At 40.9% G+C, this 23603-nt stretch carries 17 protein-coding genes; 5 read left to right on the top strand and 12 right to left on the bottom strand.

The annotated features are described in order from the left end of the window. Positions 1-227: 227 nt before the first annotated feature. Complete coding sequence (locus BUA96_RS13365; protein WP_072983935.1) at positions 228-1262, top strand: LacI family DNA-binding transcriptional regulator; 1035 nt, start codon at positions 228-230, stop codon at positions 1260-1262. Positions 1263-1299: 37 nt separating this feature from the next. On the opposite strand, the gene BUA96_RS13370 is transcribed toward BUA96_RS13365, so the two are convergent. The 12 genes from BUA96_RS13370 to BUA96_RS13425 all read right to left on the bottom strand — a co-directional run bounded on the left by BUA96_RS13370 (position 1300) and on the right by BUA96_RS13425 (position 14317). Then, the gene (locus BUA96_RS13370) at positions 1300-2916 is read right to left on the bottom strand and encodes a UxaA family hydrolase (RefSeq protein ID WP_072983936.1); all 1617 of its coding nucleotides are present in this window, start codon (positions 2914-2916) and stop codon (positions 1300-1302) included. A gap of 25 nt (positions 2917-2941) precedes the next feature. Further along, positions 2942-4381, bottom strand: a complete 1440-nt coding sequence (locus tag BUA96_RS13375; RefSeq protein WP_072983937.1) for a tagaturonate reductase — start codon at positions 4379-4381, stop codon at positions 2942-2944. Between the two features lie 29 nt (positions 4382-4410). Beyond that, the gene (locus tag BUA96_RS13380) at positions 4411-5697 is read right to left on the bottom strand and encodes a TRAP transporter large permease (protein ID WP_072983938.1); all 1287 of its coding nucleotides are present in this window, start codon (positions 5695-5697) and stop codon (positions 4411-4413) included. Continuing rightward, a complete protein-coding gene (locus tag BUA96_RS13385; RefSeq protein WP_072983939.1) occupies positions 5694-6164 on the bottom strand; it encodes a TRAP transporter small permease in 471 nt (156 codons plus the stop codon). The genes BUA96_RS13380 and BUA96_RS13385 overlap by 4 nt, the downstream gene beginning before the upstream one ends. Before the next feature lie 3 nt (positions 6165-6167). Further along, a complete protein-coding gene (locus BUA96_RS13390; RefSeq protein WP_072983940.1) occupies positions 6168-7160 on the bottom strand; it encodes a TRAP transporter substrate-binding protein in 993 nt (330 codons plus the stop codon). Continuing rightward, positions 7157-7828, bottom strand: a complete 672-nt coding sequence (locus tag BUA96_RS13395; RefSeq protein WP_072983941.1) for a bifunctional 4-hydroxy-2-oxoglutarate aldolase/2-dehydro-3-deoxy-phosphogluconate aldolase — start codon at positions 7826-7828, stop codon at positions 7157-7159. The genes BUA96_RS13390 and BUA96_RS13395 overlap by 4 nt, the downstream gene beginning before the upstream one ends. 11 nt (positions 7829-7839) lie before the next feature. Continuing rightward, positions 7840-8853, bottom strand: a complete 1014-nt coding sequence (locus BUA96_RS13400; RefSeq protein ID WP_072983942.1) for a sugar kinase — start codon at positions 8851-8853, stop codon at positions 7840-7842. A 6-nt stretch (positions 8854-8859) separates the two neighbouring features. Then, complete coding sequence (uxaC, locus tag BUA96_RS13405; protein WP_072983943.1) at positions 8860-10284, bottom strand: glucuronate isomerase; 1425 nt, start codon at positions 10282-10284, stop codon at positions 8860-8862. A gap of 24 nt (positions 10285-10308) precedes the next feature. Beyond that, positions 10309-11070 carry an SDR family NAD(P)-dependent oxidoreductase gene (locus BUA96_RS13410; RefSeq protein WP_072983944.1) on the bottom strand — a complete coding sequence of 254 codons (762 nt, stop codon included), beginning with the start codon at positions 11068-11070 and terminating at the stop codon, positions 10309-10311. A gap of 1 nt (position 11071) precedes the next feature. Further along, positions 11072-11905 (bottom strand): 5-dehydro-4-deoxy-D-glucuronate isomerase, encoded by an 834-nt coding sequence (gene kduI / locus BUA96_RS13415; RefSeq protein ID WP_072983945.1) that lies wholly within the window; start codon positions 11903-11905, stop codon positions 11072-11074. 160 nt (positions 11906-12065) lie between these two features. Beyond that, positions 12066-13070, bottom strand: a complete 1005-nt coding sequence (locus tag BUA96_RS13420; protein WP_072983946.1) for a DUF4861 family protein — start codon at positions 13068-13070, stop codon at positions 12066-12068. Between the two features lie 20 nt (positions 13071-13090). Continuing rightward, positions 13091-14317 (bottom strand): glycoside hydrolase family 88/105 protein, encoded by a 1227-nt coding sequence (locus tag BUA96_RS13425; RefSeq protein ID WP_072983947.1) that lies wholly within the window; start codon positions 14315-14317, stop codon positions 13091-13093. 531 nt (positions 14318-14848) lie between these two features. Between BUA96_RS13425 and BUA96_RS13430 the strand changes: the two genes are divergently transcribed. From BUA96_RS13430 to BUA96_RS13445, 4 genes are read left to right on the top strand one after another with little or no spacing between them, the layout of a single operon-like run. Continuing rightward, positions 14849-17083 (top strand): fasciclin domain-containing protein, encoded by a 2235-nt coding sequence (locus BUA96_RS13430; protein WP_072983948.1) that lies wholly within the window; start codon positions 14849-14851, stop codon positions 17081-17083. Position 17084: 1 nt separating this feature from the next. Next, positions 17085-20363 carry a SusC/RagA family TonB-linked outer membrane protein gene (locus BUA96_RS13435; protein WP_072983949.1) on the top strand — a complete coding sequence of 1093 codons (3279 nt, stop codon included), beginning with the start codon at positions 17085-17087 and terminating at the stop codon, positions 20361-20363. 17 nt (positions 20364-20380) lie between these two features. Further along, positions 20381-21874, top strand: a complete 1494-nt coding sequence (locus tag BUA96_RS13440) for a RagB/SusD family nutrient uptake outer membrane protein (protein WP_072983950.1) — start codon at positions 20381-20383, stop codon at positions 21872-21874. Between the two features lie 9 nt (positions 21875-21883). Then, positions 21884-23575, top strand: coding sequence for a fasciclin domain-containing protein (locus BUA96_RS13445; protein WP_072983951.1), 1692 nt, complete (start codon positions 21884-21886; stop codon positions 23573-23575). The last annotated feature ends 28 nt before the right edge of the window (positions 23576-23603 follow it).

Below are 23603 nucleotides of genomic sequence, written 5' to 3' on the forward strand. Positions count from 1 at the left end.
TCTGCAACAATTAATGTAATCGATTGCACGAAAATAAATATTAATTATCATTATGCAAATAAAAAAGACTAATTTTCATTAAAAAATCAGTTTTTAACAGTTAAATATGCCTGATTGATAAATTAAAGTGCCATTTTATGGCTTTTCTTCTTGTATATTCTGCTGAAAAAGTGAGAAATATTAAAAATTATTCTAAATTGAAAACGATTACAACACCCTAATTGAAGATGCGCCAGAAAGAAAAGGTTACGATTTACGATATCTCAAAAAAACTAAATATTAGTGCTGCTACGGTATCGAGAGCTTTAAATGACAGCGATCGTGTGAGCTTAAAAACCAAGGAACTTGTTTTAAAAACCGCCAAGGAACTCAATTATCAACAAAACGCACTTGCCCTCGCTTTAAAAAGTGGTCGCACTTTTAACGTGGGAGTGGTTGTGCCGTATATCAATCACACGTTTTTTGCTTCGGTGATTCGCGGTATTGAGGAGGAGCTGGAACCAAAAGGATATCACGTGATTATCTGTCAAACGCACGAGAATGTAGAGAGCGAAGCCAAACAGATTAAAACCCTTCTAAATACGCATATAGATGGCATATTTATTTCGGTTTCTAAAACCACAGAGAGCGTAAAACACATAGAGGAAGTTAGGGATGAAGGCGTACCACTGATCTTCTTTGACCGTAAAAAAGATATTTCAGGAGTGAGTTCGGTTACGATCAACGACTTTGAAGGGGCTTATGAAGCCACTACACACCTGATTCAACAAGGCTATACCAATATTGCGCACATAGGAGGTGATCATAAACTTGAGATTTACAAACACCGTTATGACGGTTATATCGCTGCGCTTAAAGCACACAACCTACCCGTAAATGATGATCTTTTACTGCAAGTAAACAGCACTGTTGAAGCCGGTATCGAGGCAGTAAAATTCCTTTTAAAAAACAATATTAGCTTTGATGCAATCTTCTCTGCCAGTGACTATGTTGCTTTAGGTGGTATGCGCGAGCTGCGTGCTAACGGCTTTAAAATCCCAGAAGATGTAGGCGTTGTGGGCTTTAGTAACGAGCCGTTTACCAAATATTTAGAACGCCCGCTAACGACTGTGGGACAAACACCCGTTCTGATGGGGCAGATAGCCGCTCAGGTTTTTCTGGAACAAATTACAGACGTAAAAAAGAATTTTAGGGTTGAGAAAAAAGTGGTGTTGAGTCCGGAGCTTTATACCCGAGATACTTCAATAAAAAAAGGAAGCTAAAAGTAGCTTCCTTTTTATTTTTTTTCTATACTGTGATTTAAAGTGACACCCCTCTTTTCCACGGAATAAAATCATCCTGACCTAAAGCATCTGCCTTAGACTGGATCTCGCCACTCGCCACTTGAATTACGTGCTCTAAGATTTCTTCTCCCATCTCTTCAATGGTCTTTTCACCTCGAATAACACCACCACTATCAATATCTATAATATCGGGCATTCTGCGTGCCAAAGTGCTGTTTGAAGCCACTTTAAGCACAGGTGCGATAGGGTTTCCGGTAGGTGTGCCCAAACCAGTAGTAAATACAACAACAATAGCCCCAGAACCTACCATTGCCGTGGTACTTTCTACATCATTACCCGGCGTACATAAGAGGTTTAACCCGGGCTTAGTGACATATTCTCCGTAATCTAAAATCGCTTGAATAGGCGATGTCCCACCTTTTTTAGCAGCTCCGGCAGATTTCATAGCGTCGGTAATCAAGCCGTCTTTAATATTCCCCGGAGACGGATTCATATCAAATCCTGATCCTGCATCCACAGCAGATTTCTCGTAAGCCTTCATCAAGTGCATAAAACGCTCTGCATCCTCATCAGAAACACAACGATTCACCAACTCCTGCTCTACTCCGCATAATTCAGGAAATTCAGAAAGTATGGGAGAGCCGCCTACTGCCGCCAGAATATCTGAAGCATAACCCAAAGCCGGATTTGCAGAAATCCCTGAAAATCCGTCTGATCCACCGCATTCTAAGCCCATCTTCAGTTTTGAGATTGAGGCTGGTTTACGCTGAATTTGATTCGCTTTTTTGATGCCCTCAAAAGAGTCTTTAATGATTTTAGAAAGCATCTCATCAACTGTACCCTCCTGTTGCTGCTCATAGATCAGCACAGGTTTTTTAATAGCAGCGCTCTTTTCGGCCAAAGCTTGTTTGAAAATGTCAATTTGTAAATTTTGGCAGCCTAAGCTCAATACTGTAGCCCCGGCCACATTGGGATTATTAACATAGCCCGCAAGGAGTTTAGATAAAGAAACCGAATCTTGACGAATACCGCCACAGCCGCCTTGGTGTGTGATAAACTTCACTTGAATATTGTCAAAAATAGCCTGCTCTTCCTCTATTTCTGCAACCGCTGTATCTTCTGGTGCACCGCTGATCAAATTGCGCAACAATTGTCGCTGTTTACTGGCTTTGTGAAAAGAAAGCTCTTTTTCAAATACATCTTTCAGCAATTCTATATTTCGGTTTTCACAAAATACTAAAGGAAAAAACAACCAGATATTCTGCGTTCCCACTTGACCATCCTCGCGGTGATAGCCCATAAAGGTTCGGTCTTTCCATTTTGAAATATCAGGTGCTGTCCACGAAGTTGTTTCTGTTTTTTGAGAAACTGAGTTCGCCTCGTGTTTTACATTCTCTGTAGTAAGCAAGCCTCCAAAATTGATCGCACTTAAAGCTTTCCCCACTAAAACCCCATACATATAAATGGGATCATTCACCTTAAAATCGGTCAATGCGATCTTATGCTTCGCTTTAGAATCGGTTAAAATTGCTATTGATTTTCCTTCAAAATCAACAGTATCTCCAGCATATAAATCTACCAAAGCTACTGCCACATTATCTTCAGGATGTACTTTTATCAACTTGCTTTTCATAGGTGCTTTACTTAAAAACAGTCTTTTAGACCGCATATTTTTTATAGGCTTCTTCTACGCCGTACTCCTCAATTAACGCCAGAGCAATAGCAACTTTTTGTTCTAATCCTGAAATTGCAGTCAAATCCTGATCCCAGAACCCAACATTGCTCAATACCTTTTGAGCCACTTTTGCATAGTCTTCGGTTTGCCAAACTTCTTTGAAGAATGCCACAACCGCCGCATCATCTTTTATAGGTAATGCTTTACCCTTATAAGTGCCTTTATAAAAACGGATTAAACACGCCAATGCAAAGGTAAGATTTTCAGGCAATCGATTGTATTCTTTTTCAAAAGCTAAAAGACTAGGCAATACGCGAACTTTAAATTTAGACACCGTATTGAGTGCAATACTAGACAATAAGTGTTTGATGAACGGATTTCTAAATCGGTCAAAAACAGCATCTGCAAACTCTTGCAACTCTTCTTCGGAAAGATCTAAAGTTGGATTAATCTCTTTAAATACAGCATCTCGCACAAACTTTCCGGTAAATGCATCATCTACAGTTTCCTTTACCGTTTCATTTCCGTAGAGCAATGAAAAAGGAACCATCGTAGTGTGTGCTCCGTTAAGAATACGCACTTTACGTGTACGATAAGGCTGCATATCTTCAACGACCAAAATATTCTCATCAATTTTATCAAACGGTATTTTTAGCTTTAATCGCGCGTCGCCTTCAATCACCCAAAGTAAAAATGTTTCGGCCGAAACAATAAGATTATCTTTATACGCTAACTGACTTTGATACGCATCAATATCATCTTTAGGATACCCCGGAACAATGCGATCTACCAATGTATTATGAAAGCTATTGTGCTCTTCTACCCAGCTTTTAAATGCAGGCTCTAAGTCCCATAAATCTGCGTATTGCAAAATGATTTTCTTAAGCATATCTGCATTATGATTAATCAATTCGCAAGGAATGATCGTCAATCCCATATCTGAAGCTCCTTCAAAATGAGTATAGCGCTTGTATAATAAAGCGGTTACTTTAGCAGGAAAACTTGTGTGTGGTGTGCCTGCAAGCGTATCATTCTCGTCAAAACTAATTCCTGCTTCGGTGGTGTTTGAGATTAAAAATTCTAGCTCTTCGCCAGTGGCTAATGCAAGATATTTATCGTAATCTGTATACGGATTCAGCCCTTCCTGTACACAGGAAATGGTGTGTATTTCTTCGGTTTCCTCGCCGTTTTTAATTCCTCTTAAAAATAAATTATAGAGTCCGTCTTGATCGTTAAGCATACTTACCATCCCACCTGGCAGCGGCTGGATCACCGCAACACCGGCATTAAAGTCTGCTTCTTTATTTAGTTTATCAATGATGTAATCTACAAAGGCTCTAAGAAAATTTCCTTCACCATACTGAACGACTTTTATAGGAAGTTTTTCGGTTAAACCTGTGTTTGCTCGAGTGAGATTTTTCATAGGGTTTATCTGGTTGATGCGTTAATTAATTATTCAAATAATGAAGGTAACCACAGGCTTATCGCCGGAATAAAGGTTACCATCAATAAAACGATGGCCATTACTGCATAAAGGGGCAACAGGGGTTTCATTATCTTCTGAATTGAAGTTTTTGCCACTCCTACTCCGATAAATAATACTGCGCCCACCGGCGGGGTACATAGTCCCACACAAAGGTTCATTACCATCATGATTCCAAATTGAACCGGCTCAACTCCCATACTGGTAACCACCGGAAGGAATATAGGCGTAAATATCAAAACTGCCGGAGTCATATCCATAAAAGTTCCTACAAAGAGTAAAAGAACATTGATGATGATCAGGATAACCAGTTTATTGTCGCTAAGCGAAAGCAATGCTGAACTCACATTTTGAGGAATGTTCTCAAAAGACATTACCCACGACATACTCATTGATGTAGCAATCAAGAGCATTACAATCGCCGTGGTACCCACAGAGCTTAAGAAAATGCTCTTAAGGCTCGAAACTTTTAGTTCCCGGTACACAAACGAAAGTACTAAGCAATACAGTACTGCAATTCCTGAGGCCTCGGTAGCTGTAAAAACACCTGTGACAATTCCGCCAATTACAACGACTAGCAGCAACAAACTAGGCAAAGCATCTAAAAAGGTTTTGAGTATCGTTCCCAAACTACTGCGTTCACCTGCAGGGTATTTTTTCTTTTTGATCCAGAAGGTAGCCACTAACATTAGTGCAAGTCCCATTAAAATTCCGGGGATATATCCTGCAAGGAATAATGAAGCGATAGATACACCGCCGCTCGCAAGCGAATATACGATCAACACATTAGAAGGTGGAATAATCAATCCTGTGGTCGAAGCCGTAATATTGATCGCCGCTCCAAATTCTTTAGAGTAATTTTCTTTTTCCATAAAGGGTCCTAAAATCCCTCCAATCGCTGAAGTTGCTGCTACCGCAGAACCTGAAATTGCACCAAAAAGCATCGCTGCAATAACATTAACATAGATCAGTCCTCCGGGTAGCGCGCCCATGAGCGCTTTAGCAAAATTAATAAGTCGAAGTGCTATTCCGCCTTGATTCATAATTTGACCGGCAAGTACAAATAAAGGGATTGCCAACAGCGAAAAACTATCTAAACCGGTAGCCATACGCTGCGCAATTGTGGTGACACTGGCTAGCGAATCAATAGAGACCATAATGGTCAATAAACACGAAATCCCAATAGACCAAGCCACAGGGACCCCAATACCCAGAAGCACAAAGAAAACCAGTACCAGAATTAATACTTCAATCATGATGCTAAATATTTTTGAGGGTTCGCTAATTCGATGATCTTATACCAAATGATCAATGCGCCACTTATGGGTAACACGGCATAAACAAAACCAAGCGGCAAGCCTAAGGCTGCAGAATATTGCCCGAGTTCGAAATTCACGTAAACCAAATTGATGCCGCCAACGATCAAAGCAAAAAGCGCGAATAAAATGATCAAAATATTGATCCCCATACGCAGTTTAATCCGGTTTTTGATGTTGAGTTTAGGTGGAAGTATGTTAATCGCTAAGTGATCTTGTTGCCCGGCAGCATAAGCCGCTCCCAAAATACCGATCCAGATGAGCAAGAAGCGCGCAATCTCTTCTGTAAACGAACTGGCAGCTTGTAACACATATCTAGAAAAGACCTGCCACAGCACAGCGATAACGATTGAAGCCATCAGAAAAACCAAGATGCCTCCTAAAATTTTGTCTAATCTTTTTTTCATACTCTAATTGGTTTTAACGGCTTGAATTTGTTCTATAAGCATTTTCATCTCAGGATTCTGAGAAAACTCCTCATACATTGATTTCACACGATTGCGAAACGGTTCTTTATCTGGTGTAATTACCTCTACTCCGGCTTTCTTGATTTCGGCAAGCGCTTCCATTTCGGCTTCGTGCCAAATTTCCTTTTCAAAAGCCAGCGATTCATCAGCAGCCTCTTTAACCCAGCGCTGTTCTTCTTTAGAAAGATCATCCCAGATGAGCGTGCTTATCAACAATTCATCAGGTAGCGCGGTGTGCTCATCCACTACAAAGTATTTACACACCTCATAATGATGCGACAGGTAAAAACTAGGCAGGTTATTTTCTGCACCATCTACAACCCCTTGTTGCAAAGCTGTGTAGAGTTCGCCCCAGGCAATTGGCGTAGGAGAACCTCCAAGGTTTTTAACCATATTCATCGCCGTCTGACTTTCCATCACACGTAGTTTTAAGCCTTTTAGATCTTCTGGAGTTTCTACCGGTTTTTTAGTATAAAAACTGCGGCTACCGGCATCGTAAAACGTCAAGCCTTTTAAGCGCTGCGGAATACTCGAGCTCAGCAATTGCTCTCCGATCTCACCTTCTAAAACCGCAAACCGATGCTCTGCATCTCTAAACAAAAAAGGAAGACCAAATACTTTAAGTTGCGGTGCAAAATTCTCGAGTACACCGGTGGATACTTTAGTCATCCCCAAACTTCCTATTTGCAATAGCTCTAGACATTCTCGCTCAGAACCCAATTGCTGGCTGGGGTAAATATCTAAACTGAGCTTTCCGGCCGATTTTTCTTTGAGACGCTCGCCCATAAAAACCATCGCCTTATGCACCGGGTGTGACACATCAAGACCATGCGCCAGTTTGATCACGCGAGAATCTGAAGCTTCTTTACAAGCAGTCTGGCATACAAGGCCTACTACGGCAAGAACTATTAAAATAAAATTCTTCAGCCTACTCATGAGCGTAATTTTTTAACAAGATCAAGCGCCGAGCTGATGGTCTCAGTGATCGCAGTATAATCGTAAGCTCCTTCTGTATTTTTTGCAAAAAGTTTAGACCCAATCCCCACGCAGTGTACTCCGGCTGCAATCCACTCTTTTAAGTTTTCTTCGGTGGGGCTCACACCACCTGTAGGCATTATACTAGCCCAAGGTAAAGGTCCTTTTACTCCTTTTACAAAAGCAGGACCACCTACCTGCGCTCCCGGAAAGATCTTAACGACCTCAGCACCCAACTCTTCAGCATAAGAAATTTCAGTAACCGAACCGCAACCCGGCATCCAGGCCACTTTTCTACGGTTACACGCTTTTGCCATTTCAGCATTGACAATTGGAGAAATAATAAAGTCAGCTCCCAATTGAAGATATAAAGATGTGGTTCCTGCATCTAGCACAGAGCCTACTCCCATCATCATCCCTTGCAGTTCTGCCTTAGCATATTTATTTAAATCAGCAAAAACTTCGTGAGCAAAGTCTCCGCGATTGGTAAACTCAAAAGTGCGTAAGCCTGCATCATAACAAGCTTTTAAAACCTGCTTACAAACCGCTATGTCAGCATTATAAAAAACCGGAACAATTCCGTTTTCTTTCATCTGAAGCACCACTTCTATACGTGAATATTTAGCCATTAATTATTGTTTTATCTTTTAATTCTTCCACCGGTATTTCCTTGCATCACCTCGTTGATCTCAGCAACAGAAACCAGATTCACATCTCCTAAAATGGTGTGCTTTAATGCACACGCCGCGTTGGCAAAATTCAGTGCTTTTTCGGCATCAAAATGCAGCAAACCGTATATGAGTCCGGCTGCGTAAGCATCTCCAGTTCCAATTCGATCCACCACCTGTGTAATCTCTAATTCTGATGTTTCAAAATAGGTATTATCTACCCAAGCTCTTCCGTAGATCTTTTGCCACGAAGCGCTCATACCAGTTCTGATCTTATCAAAAATCTGTGTAATGCTTGGGCATTCTTCTATCAACTTTTTACTGGCTGCGATAAATCCGTCTTTATCTAGCCCGTAAGAAGTTCCAAGAATTTCATTGATCTCATTTACACCACCAATAAAAATGGTAGATAGACTTACTAATTCTTTTAGGACCTCTTGCCCTTTTCGCCCATACTGCCATAAATTACTGCGGTATGCGGGATCTGCAGTAATCTGCAAACCTCTTTCTTTCGCAGATACAAGTCCTGCTTTTAAAGCTTGATATGCCGCTTCTGAAATCGCAGGGGTAATTCCTGTCCAATGAAAAAATTGAGCATTCTCAAAAATGGTATCCCAAGCTATGTTTTCAGGCTGAATGTTTGCAAAAGATCCGTTTAAACGGTTGTATGCAATCTGACTGCTACGCATTCCCGAACCAACTTCAAGTATGTATTGGCCCATAGGATGTGCGACTTTCTGAACATCAGCAACATCAAGACCATAGTGTCGCATACTTGCAAGGGCCGCTTCGCCCACCAAGTCGTCAGAAACAGCGGTTATATGTTTTACCGACTCTCCTAAAACTGCTAGAGAAGCCCCAACATTCATTTCGGTGCCGCCAAAGAAAAAATCTAACGACTTGGCCTGCGTCAATTTTCGGTTTTCTGCAGGTGACAATCGTAGCAGCACTTCGCCAAAGGTGATTATGTCTGGAGTGTTACGCATTAGATTCTAGAAGTTGAAATATTCTTTAGCATTGTGATAACTGATATTGGCAATTGTCTGCCCTACCAAATCCATATCATTTGGGATTTCGCCCGAAGCGATCTCTTTACCAAACAGATTACAAAGCACACGTCTAAAATATTCGTGTCTCGGAAACGACAAAAAGCTTCGGCTGTCTGTTAGCATCCCAACAAAACAACCAATCAAGCCCATATTAGAAAGCGCGTTCATTTGCTTTTCCATTCCGTCTTTCTGATCTAAAAACCACCATCCGGAACCTAATTGAACTTTCCCTTTAACGCTTCCGTCATTAAAATTACCAATCATCGTAGCCATCACTTCATTGTCTGAAGGATTGAGGTTGTAGATAATGGTTTTGGTCAATTTATCATTGCTGTCAAGGGCATTTAAAAATCCTGATAAGGCTTCTGCTTGAGAATAATCCCCAATAGAATCCCAACCGGTATCTGGTCCCAATTGCGCCAGCATACGCTTATTATTGTTGCGCAAAGCGCCTAAGTGAAATTGCTGCACCCATCCCAACTCGTGATAGGTTTCTCCTAAAAAGAGTAAAATGGCTGTCTTAAATTTTTCAATTTCTACGGAAGACAAACTGGCACCGCCACGGCGTTTCTTAAAAATTTCTTGAATTTCGGAAGCTGTAAATGCTGTCCACGAAATTTGATTCAAGCCGTGGTCGCAAAGTCGGCATCCATTTTTATGAAAAAAGTCGATACGCTGACGTAAAGCTTCCTGTAAATCTGCGTACAATACAATTGAAACTCCGGAAACTTCAGCCAACTTATCAAGGTACGAATTGAAATCTTCGGCTTCTATTAAAATCGCTTTATCCGGTCTAAAAGCGGTGCTCATCTTGAGTCCGTCATTAGCGCCATCATAAGCCTGATGATGTTTTAAGGTATCTAAAGGATCTTCGGTAGTACAAACAGTTTCTACATTCATTTGGGTCAATAACCCGCGACAGCTGTTTTCTTTAAGCTGCAATTGGCGATTCACTTCTTTATAAATTTCCGGACCGCTGTGTTCATTAAGCAGCTCATCAATATCAAAATAACGCTTCAATTCTAAATGCGTCCAGTGATACAATGGATTACGCAACGTGTGCGGAACAGTTTTGGCCCAAGCCATAAACTTCTCTTCATCTGAAGCATCACCCGTAATAAAACGCTCATTTACACCCAAGGTGCGCATCGCACGCCACTTATAGTGATCCCCGTTAAGCCACACCCTTGAGATGTTCTCAAATTGTCTATCAGCCACGATCTCTGCTGGCGGCAAATGATTGTGGTAATCAATAATAGGCTGCGGAGCAGCGTATGTATGATAAAGTTCTTCAGCATATTTATTTTCTAGAAGAAAACTGTCTTTTATAAATGTGTTTTTAACCTGTGCTGCTGTACCTGTACTCATGATCTTGAATTTTTATGATGAGATTTATCTTCCCATCCAACCGCCATCTACGGTCATTACGGTTCCGCTCATATAATCGCTGGCTTGAGAAGCCAAGAATATGATCGGTCCTTTAAAGTCTTCGGGTTTCCCCCATCTTCCTGCCGGAATTCGCGCCAAAATAGAACTGCTACGATCAGGATCGTCGCGTAATGCTTCGGTATTATCTGTTGCGATATATCCCGGAGCAATCGCATTAACCTGAACGCCCTTACCGGCCCATTCATTAGATAAAGCCATAGTAAGTTGACCGATCGCTCCTTTTGAAGCCGCATAACCAGGGACGGTAATACCGCCTTGAAAGGTTAACAAAGACGCGGTAAAAATGATCTTTCCGCTGCCGCGTTTTACCATTTCTTTACCCAATTCACGACTTAAAATAAACTGCGCATTCTGGTTTACTTCAATTACCTTATCCCAGTATTCGTCGCTATGTTCTGCTGCCGGAGCACGTAAAATCGTACCGGCGTTATTGACTAAAATATCTATAGAATCATTTTCTGATTTTACCTTTTCTACAAAGGCATAGAGCGATTTACGATCTGAAAAATCACACTGATATCCTTTAAAACTGCTTCCAGCGGCTTCTACCGCCTTTTCAATCGCTGAGCCTGAAGTTTCTAAAGAAGCTGAAACTCCAAGAATATCAGCTCCGGCTTCGGCTAAAGCTTCAGCCATTGCGAAGCCTATTCCTCGTTTGCATCCGGTGACTAGTGCAGTCTTTCCTTTTAAACTGAATAAACTCATCTTACTTTAAATCTTCTGGTGAAACGCCATCCATATCGCCGTAATCCATATTCTCACCGGCCATCCCCCAAATAAACGTATAGTTTGAGGTACCTGCGCCAGAATGAATGGACCACTCTGGTGAAATGATCGCCTGGTGATTTTTCATAAATACGTGACGGGTCTCGTCTGGCTGTCCCATAAAGTGACTTATAGTTTGCCCTTCTTCAAGATCAAAATAGAAGTATACTTCCATTCTTCGGGTGTGTGTATGCGCCGGCATTGTGTTCCAAACATTACCTTCTTGCAGCTCTGTCATTCCCATTTGAAGTTGACACGTATCAACCACACTGTTAACCAATAATTTATTGATCACACGTTTGTTAGAATATTTTGTATCACCCAGTTCTACAATTTCGGCTTCTTTTTTAGTTACCTTTTTTGTTGGATACGCGTGATGTGCAGGTGCCGAATTGATATAAAAATACGGCTGCTCTTCAGTAGCTTCAAATACAACCTCTTTCACACCTTTACCTACGTAAAGCGCTTCTTTATTACCCAATTCATAAACCTCACCATCAACAGTAATTTTACCTTTTCCACCTACATTGATAACTCCTAATTCGCGACGATCAAGAAAATGCTCAGCTTTTAGATCATCTATAGGCTCAAGTTTTACCGCTTGATCAACAGGAAATGCACCTCCGGCGATATACCTGTCATACATTGTATAGGTAAGGTTGATCTCATTTTTTACGAACAACTCCGGAATTAAAAAATGCTCTCTAAGTTCTTTAGTAGTATATCTTTTTACATCCTCAGGATGATGTGCGTATCTAAATTCTGATTTTGTCATGGAATTATTTTTTCTGTTTACACTTTAAGTTATCTCTCAAAGCTACAATTCTATTTTTTAAATGTAAAATTTACATTTTATTTAAATGAAACATTAAATTTCTCTAAACCCAAATTTAAAAAGACTGTGTACTTTCTTTATCCTGTACTGTATGGTATGGCTATTCTAAAACACCATGGTTATCAAGTTTGGCCAGTTTTTCCGCTAAACCTTTTTCAAAAGCTTCCTTCGATTTAATACCGTTATGCTCTTGATCCCAGGCACTTAGAATGTAATAGGTTTGCGTTTCAGTTGAAGGTTTAAATACTACCAAATGATCGTGCGGACCGTCAATAACTTCTGCATCTTCGGTTTTGTAAAAAATTGCCATACCCAGCTGGTCCTGCTCTCCTGCTAATGTTTGCACGCCATAAGTTGAGATGTAGGCCCAAGACCCATCTTCACTTGTTCCTTGCATTAAAGGAATCTCCTCAAACTTCACAATACCGGTAGCTAAGCCATCAAAAGAAATACTGGGTGTGAGTTCGGCTTTCAAAAAGCGATCTTCAGGAAAAATACTGATAACCGACTTCAGATCTGTTGTAACGTCACCGGTTTTCCAACCTTCATAATTAATTGCAACACTTGATTGAGAAGCTTCATTATTCACTTTTACGCTGGTTTTCTGAACTTCATCAAAGTGTGCTATGGTATCACCGGTAAATCTTCCGTAGCCGCCAATCCCCATAGATTTCCCGGCTTTTAAAATATCTTGTCCCCAAGGTGCATTATTATGATAGGAGTCAAAACCATCTGTACCCACATAAGGAAGCACAAGTGTATCAACTTTTTTACCAAAAATATCTATTGCATTTCTCCAGTCTAAATACAGACGGTATGCGGTTTGCTTATTTTCCCATCCCGGACCTTCATAGCGTATATACCAAGAATGATCTGTATGCTCCTCAGGAACTATAAGTTCGTCTACATTCTCAAAAGATCCGTCAATGTATTCTCGTGTATCTTCTTTCCAGCTACCGCCTTTTTTTACCGATATTTCAGCATAGGTTTCCGGAGCTACTTCTTCTATCTCAATGATTTCCTCAACAGTGTTTTTTTCTTCCTTTTCTTTACAAGCTACAAGCGCTGCTAAGGCAAAAGCTCCTGATAAAATTCTAGTTTTCATTTTTTTTGATTCTTGTTTGATTAGCGATCTAGTTGAAGTGCAGCCATAATAAACGGACCTGTTCCTTTTGGGTCGTTATCTTTTTGACGCTCATTTACATAATACTCAAACGAACCATCGCGATATGGATCTCCTCCTAAACCGGCTACAGCACACACCTGAGTCAGGGTAATCGTTCCATCATCATTGCGTACAATGAGTTCTTGCGTTAAGCCGTCAAAAGCTTTATTGGCTACAGCTTTATAACGCTGATCAAGATAGCCTTTATTCACTCCTTTTGCAATTGCATAAGCAAACATAGAAGATCCGGATGCCTCTAAATAGTTCCCTTCTTTGTCTCCCATAGTAGGCACTTGATACCATAAACCACTTTCATGTTGATAAGGAATTAAAGCTTCGGTGAGCTGTTGTAAATAAGAAATCAGCTCCTTTCGTTTAGGATGTTCTTCCGGGAAATAATCTAACACATCAACTAAAGCCATCATGTACCAACCTAATGATCTGGACCAAAAGTTAGGCGACACGCCGGTTTCTTGATCAGCCCACTGCTGCTCTTTGCTTTCATCCCAACCGTGATAGAGTAATTGAGTTTCAGGATCGATCGCGTGCTCTTGAATCAATTCAAACTGTCTAGCGACGTCGTTTAAATTTTCAGGATCACCGAAAGTGACTGCGTACTGGGCGTAAAAAGGCGCTCCCATATACAAACCATCTAACCACATCTGACTTGGGTACCGTTTTTTATGCCAAAAACCGCCTTGGGATGTTCTGGGGTGTTCTGCCAATTGCTTTCTCAATAATTGCATCGCCTTCAGGTATTTTTCGTTCCCCGAGCGCTCGTAAACCTCAAAGAGCAATTTACCGGCATTGATCATATCTATATTGTAATCGTCCAGCGTATAGGTTTCAATACTTCCGTCCTCGTTGACCAACTGATCAGCATAATCAGCCACATAATCGTAATACGCAACAGAATCTGTCACTATCTCCAGATCAAGAAAAGCTTTTAAAACCAGTCCGTGTACATAATCCCATTTTGCCGTGGTTCGGTCATCAATTTGATAGCCTTCCGGGAATCTATGCCTGATAGACTCAGCCATTTGAACAGACCATTTTTTACCTTCCAGAGACATATTTTCGGTGACTGCTTTATCTTCTTGCGATTCTTGTTTGGCAGATTGTTTACAAGAACTGCTGAGCCCTATAAAAAGGATGAGCACAGCATAAAAGACACTTGATTTCTTCATAAGATTAGTAATAACGGATTACGAAAACGATTTCAATTTAAGTAAATAAAAATACAATCGATTGCACAAACATAATATACTATTTGTTGTTATCCAAAGAATTTTGCTTACAAACTGAAATTTCGTGGATATTTAACTAAATAAATGCTTGCTCAACATAAATGTGACGAATTTACCTAGAATTGACAATTCAAATCTTTAAGCGAATACTGTTTTGATCCTCTCCAAAACCAACAAACAATTAAAAATGATCAGTTTTTGCAAAGTTTTGCCTCACAACTTCTAAAAGTTATCATAAAAAATAAAATAAATGTAAATCATACACTATCCTGCATATTCTCTGACTTCAACGCGCATCAACCCACCTCCAACCCCCACAACTAAATGCATTTAGCAGATTTTAAGCAGGTTAGAGCAGGATAGTCAAAATTAGATTTCCTAATACATTTGGGTTGTTAATAAATTTAACAAGTCACACAGATGGAGCTCCCCCTAATCCATCTAACAATTCATCAGCTATAAATCAATTAAATGAATAGACCATTACTCACGCACATCTTATTTCTCTGTTGCGCAATCGTTATCGCTAGTTGCAGCTCTAAAGAATTTGATGAATATTATGCTAGACCCGATGACCTTGAGGAGCCTATTTATCAACAATTAGAAGCTCGAGGAAATTTTACTGTGCTTACACAACTTATTGAAAAAGCCAATTACAAAGACATCTTAGGAAAAGCTGGTTACTGGACCATGATCGCCCCAAACGATGAGGCTTTTGAGCGTTTCTTTCAAGAACAAGGTATCGCCAACGTTAGTGCAATCGATTCCGTCTTGGCAAACAAGATCGTTAGATACGCGCTTATCTATAATGCCTTCAGAACAGAGCGTCTTTCAGACTATCAATCTAATACAGGCTGGGAAGAAGACAACGCATTTAGAAGAAGAACCGCCTATTATGATGGTTTTGAAGTCAAAACAGTAGATGGAAACGAAATCGTTGTCGCCGGTTCAAACCGGAATAACGCTCCTGACGGCGACCCTTACATTCCCGGGGATAACAACAATAAGTACCTCACCTATTTTGTAGATGAATACATGACCGCCAATGGCTTAGGAGCCTTTGATTACAATTATTTCTTCCCAGGGCAATCGTATACAGGCTTTAATGTACTGGGTTCTTCGATGGTCAATGCTGATATTGTTGCAGAAAACGGGATCATTCACGAAGTTGATGAAGTCTCGCTTCCATTAATCAATCTCGATCAAAAGCTTGAAACCAGCAGCGAATACAGCCTTTTTAGAAGTATCCTTGAGGACAATCTTGTAAACTATGTGTTTGATCAGGATGCGACCACTACCTATCAGAATTTTACTAGAAATACAGATCAGGTTTACATAAAAGTATATGATCCTGCGCTATCTTTTTCACCAAATAATGAAAACTACCTTAAAGAAGCAGACAATGATGGGCAGAGCGATGCTTATACCATGTTTGTTCCTGAGAATAGCGTTTTACAGAGTTTTATTGATGAAGTCTTGCTCAAGAATTATGCATCGCTAGACCTTCTCCCAAAATATGTTTTTGAGGATTTTGTGAATGCGCATATGGTACAAAATGCAGTCTGGCCTTCGCTGGTGGAAGCCTATAGTAATGCACTAGAAGAAGATATACGCATTGATTTAAGCACTGAAGTAAATGAAGCTCAAGTTTTGAGCAATGGCTTCTTCTATGGCACCAATAAGGTACAAGAGTCTAACTTATTTTTTAGTGTATATACTTCGGCGTATTTAGATCCTGAATTTACTTTAGCGACACGCTTGTATAATGATGGTTCAGGCTATCGCGAAATCATAAGCAATATCAATAGCAGATACACGCTGTTCCTGCCGTCTGATGATGTTCTTAGAGATTTAGGTTACGATTACAACATTAACCGTGAAGAATGGGTCTATACAAATCCTGCTACCGGAAACACCGTTGCAGGTACCATTGCCAGGTCTCGTTTGTTGCGCGTGCTTTATAACGGAATTATCCCTACGCCTAATGACGAACTTAATGACCTTTCCGGTTCTGGAATCATTCGTTCCGGTGATTTTGACCTTCCGGGAGAATACATTAAATGGGAAAACAATACGGTCTTTGCTGCCGGAAATGAGGTCTTAGGCAACCGAGTAAACATTATAGGATTTGAAGATCAGCGCAACGGCCGCACCTATTATATTGACAATTTACTGGAATTTAGTGAAGAAGCGCCCGGTTTAGATATTATGCGCCTGGCGGAAGAACCTGATTCAGAATACAGCAATTTTTATAATTATCTGGAGAATTCTTTACTATATGATCCCGCTGCCGGAAGCATTACCGGTGTTGAGCTGGGTACATCTTACACCTTTGTGGTACCCAATAATGCAGCTATTGAACAAGCAGTACGAGATGGTGTCCTACCGGGTGATTCCACCACGGGAATCCCTGACTTTAACCCTTCAAATGGAGGACAACAGGATCAGGTAGCAGACTTTATACGTTACCACATTCTTGCTACCCGAACTGCTTCAGACGATGGTTTGATCAGCGGCCAAATAGAAACTTTACGTAGAGACGGCATTGGAGAAAAAACCTATATCGGTTTAATAACCGGCCCTGGCGAATTGAGCTTCGTAGATTCCGCAGGACGCATCGCCGATTATATTCCCAGCGCCAGCAACAACCTTGCAGATCGCAGTTTAATACACCTAGTAGATAACTACCTTTTATATACAGAATAAGATGAGACAACTTTACACAACTATACATTATTGTTTCACCATAATCCTTTTTATTCTAGTAAGTAATCAAACGCTTGCTCAAGATGCCAATATGGTAGTTAGAGGTACTATTTTAGATAGCTCTAATAATCAACCCATACCCGGGGCAACGATTGCTGAACAAGATGCCGAAAACAGAACGGTAACCGGAGTCATTGCAGATTTTGACGGAAATTTTGCCATACGTGTAAAAAGCCGAAGCAATAAACTGGTTATTTCAACTTTAGGATACACTTCGCAAACGATACCGCTTTCAGGACAATCCAGCTACACTATTAATCTTACGCCATCAGTAGATGAACTTGATGAAGTAATGATTAGTGTTGAAAAACCTACAGAAAGTGGACTCCTCGATATTTCAGAACGAAATATGACCACCAGTACTGTTACGGTAAAGGCGGCAGATGTAGAAAATACTCAGGCTGCTTCTATAGACGAAGCCTTGCAAGGGCGCGTTCCTGGTGTGGATATCACGGCAAACTCGGGGGATCCCGGAGCAGGAATGCAAATACGCATCCGTGGAACTTCATCTATCACCGGTTCGTCTGATCCACTCGTGGTTGTTGACGGAATGCCTTATGAGACTTCAATCCCTGAGGATTTTAACTTTGGCTCTGCTGACGAACAAGGCTATGCGGCATTATTAAATATCGCACCCTCAGATATTGAAAGTATTACCATACTTAAAGATGCGGCAGCTACAGCAATGTGGGGAGCACGTGCAGCAAGTGGGGTGCTTGTCATCAATACCAAACGGGGTTCTGTAGGTGCACCAAAAATCGGATACACTTTTACGGGTACTTTTATGAAGTTACCGCGTACCATACCTATGTTAAGCGGAGATCAATATTCTCAATTGATTCCTGAGGAATTTATGAATCGCAATGGTACGCCACTAAATACCCTTACTGTAAAAGAATTTCAATACGATCCTCAAGAGGTATATTTCTATAAAAACTACGGTAATAATACAGATTGGGTTGATGCCATTTCGCAGACCGGTTTAACGGGAGAACACAATCTTTCTCTACAAGGTGGTGGTGAGAAAGCGCGCTACTACACTTCAGTAGGTTATTACGATTCTAAAGGTGTAACTAAAGGAACCGCTTTTCAGCGTATTAATGGGCGTCTGAATTTAGATTATGTTGTTTCAGACAGAATAAGATTCAAGGCTGATATCGCTTACACACATACGGTTACAGACCGAAACTACGTTAACGGAACCAGCAGCGGAGACCGACTCAGAAGCGTCGCTTATACTAAAATGCCTAATATGAGCATCTATGAGTATGACGATGTAGGAGATCTTACTCCTAATTATTTCTCTCCTGCCCAAAATATTCAAGGCGCCTATAGCCGAACCTACAATCCTGTAGCAATGGCAGAATATGCGACCAACGAACAGACAGGAGAACGTATCGTACCGCATTTCAATCTAAAAGTAGATTTAATCCCACGCCGATTGATCTCGACTTTTGATCTGCAATTTGACTTCAACAGTACCAAGGCCAAAGCATTTTTACCACAAAATGCAACCGGAAGACCGTTTACAGAAACTGTGGTCAACCAAGCTTCTGATGCGGATGTAGATATTGCTAGTGTAACCTCAAAGACTAATCTTATTTACACACCGGAGATTGGCAAAGATCACTCGTTGCAAACGCTTTTATCTATTCAAACCAATGATTTTAGATACGAGTCTCACCAGGCACTGACTTCAAACACAGCGTCTTCATTGCTTACAGACCCGTCTGTTCCTTCCAGAACACAAAATGCGGAATTGCAACTTTATAATAACAATAGTCAGTCTCGCAACGTCGCTGCATTAGTAAATGCTCAATACAGTTTACTGGATCGTTATATTCTGAATGTAGGTGTACGTGGCGACGGAAATTCAAAATTTGGTCCGGGTAATCGCTATGCACTTTTCCCTTCTGTTTCTACGCGATGGAGAGTTTCGGGAGAGCCTTTTATGGATAACTATGATTTTATTGATGACTTGAGTTTTAGAGCCAGTTATGGTCAATCAGGTCGCGCACCGCGTTACGATTACCGCTATTTTAATGTCTACGGAAACTTTAATTCTTCTTATTTAGGAATGAACGGGGTTTACCCACAAAACATTGAACTCGACAATCTACGTTGGGAAACCCTCACCGGGCAGAACATTGGTTTAAACCTACAAATGTTTAACCGAAGAATTATGCTTGATGTTGATGTCTATAAAAACCGAACAAAAGATCTGTTGTTCCAGAATGTAGATTTAACCACCGTATCGGGTTACAGCAGCCTTTCTGATCAAAACGTAGGTACTTTAGATAACCAAGGTTGGGAAGTAGGACTTTACACCACTCCTATTAAAACAGATAAATGGAAGGTGGACTTCAACTTCAACATTGCGAGCAACCAGAATATCATTAGAGAAATTTCAGAATTCTACCCAAGCGAAAGCGGTAATGTAGATCGTAATGGAGAGTTCAAGCGCTTTTTACAAACTGACAATCCTTTTGGTTCGTTTTACGGCTATCGCTTTAAAGGTGTGTATCCTGACTTAGAATCCACGCAAGCGCGGGATGCTAATGGCAATGTGATCACCGGGCCTAATGGTGAAACGGTTTACATGCGCTTCAACTACCCTAATACAGATTATATTTTTCAACCGGGAGACGCTATCTATGAAGACATCAATAAAGATGGAAACATAGACAGTAGAGATGTGGTTTATCTGGGCAATAGTAACCCAAAATTCACCGGCGGTTTTGGACCTTCTGTAACCTTTAATGATCAGTTTAAGCTGTTGTTGTTTTTCACCTATCGTCTGGATTATGACATCGTGAATGGTACTGATATGTTGACAACCAATATGTACACGTATGACAATCAGAGTACTGCAGTACTGTCTAGATGGAGAAATCCGGGAGACCAGACCAATATGCCTCGCGCGGTGTACGGTGCCGGTTACAACTGGTTAGGTTCAGATCGTTATGTAGAAGATGCTTCTTTTGTGCGTTTCCGCTCTGCGACCTTCAGCTACAACTTTACAAAACCTTTTCTCAAAAAATGGAAACTTGATGACCTGCGCGTATATGTAACAGCAGACAACCTGCTCACATTTACTAATTATCGCGGTCAGGACCCTGAAGTGAATATGCGTGGTGGCGATCCTTTTGGAATTGCAATTGACTACTCAAGAACGCCTCCTACGCGCCGATTTACCTTAGGAATACAAACTCGATTTTAATTAGAACAATCATATCTATGCAAACAAGAATTACACATATACTCGCTATCCTTCTTGCAGCATTAAGTCTGTCTTGTGATAGTTATTTAGACCTCAGACCTGAGAATGGTACTGTACGCCAAGAATTCTGGCAAACTAAAGAAGATGTTCAGGCAGCAGTGATAGGCATTTATTCTGCAATGCTGAACACACCGCCATCAGAAAGCGATCTAACGCTCGCTGAATATTTATTTATGTACGGCGAATTACGCGGAGGAATGGTGAGTCCGGCTGCTTTTACTTCAAACGATCAAAGCGATATCATAACCACAAATATTTTACCGTCAAACAGTATTACGACCTGGTCTCAATTTTATCGCATTATCAACTATTGTAATACGGTGATCGATCTTGCACCAGACGTGCTTGAGGAAGACCCAACACTCACACAAGAGCAACTCAACAATTATTTATCTGAAGCTTTGGCGATACGTGCTTACTTATATTTCACGCTAGCGAAATCGTTTAAAGATGTACCGCTTAAACTTGACGCCACCTTGTCTGATGGAGATAATTTCCAACTTGAAACCACTCCACAAGATCAAATTTTTGCGCAAGTGCTTGTTGATCTTAACGATGCAGAGCGCCTAAGTGTTGAAGATTATGGCAACACGCCTGAAAACAAAGGCCGCATTACAAAATTTGCCATCAATGCGATGCAGGCAGATCTACACCTGTGGTTAGAAAATTATGATGAGGCTTTAGTCGCTGCTGATAAGATCATCAACTCAGGACAATTTGAATTGATAGATGCGAGTCCGCAATGGTTTACCACGGTTTTTGCCTTAGGCAATTCTACCGAGAGCATTTTTGAACTTCAATACACACCAGAAAATCGCGGTCCGTTTTACGGAATCTTTTTACAACAGCCTCAATATCTGGCCGCTCCTGCGGTGCTGGAAGAAGTATTTGGGGTAGACTTCGATGAGCCTGAAAACAAAGACGTGCGCGGCGAACGTGCATCACTGGTTCCGGGAACCAATGAAATTTACAAATTCACCGGTCTTAACGAAGACCAGCGCAAAGCTTTACAAGAATCAGACACGCACTGGTTTGTTTACAGATATTCTGATGCTCTATTGATGAAAGCTGAAGCCCTCAACGAATTAGGAAGAGGCGCCGAAGCGATCAGTATTATTGAAGATCTCAGAGAAAAAAGAGCTGCCATAGCGCAAACGCAAGAACAGGTTTCGCCTCAGGATCAAGATGGGATAAGGCGTTATATTCTGGCAGAACGTGCGCGCGAATTTGCCTTTGAAGGAAAACGCTGGTTTGATGTATTGCGTAACGCGCGTAAGAACAACTACGCCTATTTAGACATCTTACTTGGTGTGGCGCTGCGCAGCGCTCCTGCCAACCAACAGCAAAGTATTCTTGCAAAACTTCAGGATCCTAACAGCCACTATTTACCTATAAATACGTTTGAGCTGTACACTAATAAAGCACTCACACAGAATCCATTCTACAAATAATATCAAGCTATGAAAACACATTTAAAAGGGTTCAAACTTACATCAGTCTTCATACTTATAGCTTTAGCTAGTATGGTTTTTGGGTGTACTCAAGAAAAATATAAGGAGTCTACAGATGAGACTCTAAATATCACAGAATTTCTAAGAGCCAACGAAGAGGAGTATTCACTATTCCTTGAGATTTTAGAAGTGACAGACTACGCTTCTTTTATGAATACCTATGGGACCTATACCCTATTTCTTCCTACCAATGCTGCCATTGAAGGCTTTTTAGGAGATGTAGGCGCAGGAAGTATATCAGATGTTCCGCTTGAAGATTTACAAGAGCTTGCTAAGCTGCACATACTTTCTGATGTTGTGACCACTGTTGAATTTAATGATGGAAAAATCGCAACGCCAAGCCTGCAAGGTCAATTTTTGATCACCGGTGCTTCTAATATTAATGGCGAATCAAGTATAACCATAAACAAAGATTCGCGCATTATCACGTCAAATCTTGAAGTAGGTAATGGGGTGATTCACGTGATTGACAAGGCGCTTCGTGTTGCTGATAAAACACTGGCTGAAACCATTGATGCAGACCCGGAATTATCATTATTTGCTGAAGCGGTACGCGAAACAGGGTGGTATGATGTTTTAGATCAGCCGGTCACTTATGACCAAGACAGTATTTCAAGCCACGTTAGCGTTTTGGCACAAACCAATGCGATTTTTCAAGAGGCCGGCTTAAATTCTATCGAAGATTTAAAAGCACGTTACAGCCACCTTGACGATCCTACTAATCCAGAAGATAGTTTAAACCTATTTGTGGCCTACCGCATAATTCCTGAGTTAGATTACTTGGCAGATCTTGCGGTAAAGTCAGTGGTTCTCACTAAAGCTCCTTTAGAAGTAATCAGTGTAAAACTCGCTAGTGATTCTTTATTACTCAATGAGGAAACCTTCAACGGTATTTTTGAACCGGGCGTTCAGATTAATAGAGCGCAAAGTGATATCACGGCGTCTAACGGTGTGTTGCACTATGTAAATGATAATTTCTTTATTAAAAAACGTTTTCCGGCCCCTGTATATTTTGATGTTGCAGATCAACCGGAATACAGACAACTAAGTGCCGTTTTTAGAAAACCGGGTAACTATGCCGAGTTGGCAAGATCAGAATTATCTGAAGTAACCTGGGAAGGTAATGAAGCCTTTAAAATGGGGTATCTGGCCGCTGCCACTGGTGATGGAGCGCAGCTTTCTCAGGCTTGGCACGGTGATGTTGTAGAGCTTTTAAGACACAGAACCGGAGTGATCAACAATCTGGCTTTTACCACACCTGTGATCATAAAAGGACGCTACAAAATTTGGGTTTCCTATCGTCAAAATGCTCGTGCATCAAGTTCTGTAAGAGTATTGTTTAACGGCGAAGCATTACCACGCCTGATCAATTTTACCGAATATGGTAATACCGAGCTTCCTGAGCGTGTCCTGGAATCTCAGGGATATAAGCGTCACTTGAGTGTTACCACCAGCAGATTTAATTCGCGATTAGCTGGTATTGTTGAAGTGCCTACCACAGGAAGACACACCATTACTTTGGAGTCGCTTGCTTATGCCGGGGGACAATCTTGGATTGATGTTATCGAATTCAGGCCTGTAGATATGGATCAGCTGTATCCAAAATTTGAAGCAGGAGGCGACGGACTCATTTATGAATAAAATCAAACACACTAAACAATTCCATAAA

The organism is Leeuwenhoekiella palythoae (genome assembly GCF_900130045.1).
Lineage (GTDB): Bacteria > Bacteroidota > Bacteroidia > Flavobacteriales > Flavobacteriaceae > Leeuwenhoekiella > Leeuwenhoekiella palythoae.